This window comes from Prevotella sp. AM42-24 (assembly GCF_003461825.1).
Classification (GTDB): Bacteria; Bacteroidota; Bacteroidia; order Bacteroidales; family Bacteroidaceae; genus Prevotella; species Prevotella hominis.
The window spans coordinates 1-884 of the sequence record NZ_QTXV01000174.1 but is presented as its reverse complement, the minus strand read 5'-3'; the positions used below and the strand labels follow the sequence as shown (position 1 = coordinate 884).

The 884-nt window shown below is 48.6% G+C and carries 1 protein-coding gene; it reads left to right on the top strand.

Features of this window, described 5'->3' with window-relative positions:
- Positions 1-884, top strand: an 884-nt coding sequence (locus DW917_RS18005; RefSeq protein WP_233524828.1) for a toxin TcdB middle/N-terminal domain-containing protein, incomplete at both ends; no start/stop codon positions are given.

The window sequence follows — 884 nt, the reverse complement described above, 5'->3', positions numbered from 1 at the left end:
TCCAGCAACTCCGACAATGCTTCACAGGCATGGGGATATGGCGGTAACCCTGTGGCTTCAGCGTCAAGCATCACAAATCTAATCTCCAAGGGCAAGGCAACCATACTGAACCAGCAGACTGCATGGCTGGCTCAATTCTCCATTTCTGGCAGTGCGCCAAAGAATACGGATGAGGCAGTTGAATCTTTCATTGACATCAATGGCGATGGACTTCCCGACAAGATTCTTTCAGACAAGAAAGTAAAACTGAACCTTGGCTATGCCTTCACTGAGCCTGTTGACTGGGGGCTGGACCGCATCCAAGGCGGTAAGTCTCTTTCCTATAATTTTGGTGCAGGTGCAGGGGAAGATTTTGGTTGGGGAACTACCCAAAATAAGAGCACAAAGCAGTCGATAAACAAGGCCTCCGGCAGTTTCTCAGCAGGCTTTGGCATCGTAACCTCTGAAAGTGAGGAGGAATACAATCTTATCGACATCAACTCCGATGGCCTTCCAGACAAGGTATGGAAGAGCGACCATGGTATCATTGTTGCCCTCAACACTGGTAACGGCTTTGACGAGCCTATCAGTTGGAAGGGTGCAAGTGCGCTCAGTGAATCTGCATCAACATCAGAGTCAGCAAATGCAGCGTTCACTTTGACCATCAACATTCCTGTCATAAGCATCAAGATTTCAACCAATCCTGGTGCTTCTACCTCTCATAGCATCAACCGCCCTACATATTCTTTGCAGGATGTGGACGGTGACGGCTATCTTGACATCGTTGAGTCTGAGAAGGAAAGCGAGTTAAAGGTTACACGCTCTGCCATTGGCAGGACAAACATGTTGAAGTCTGTCACCAACTCCTTGGGCGGCACTTTCACACTCGACTATGCGCATACCAC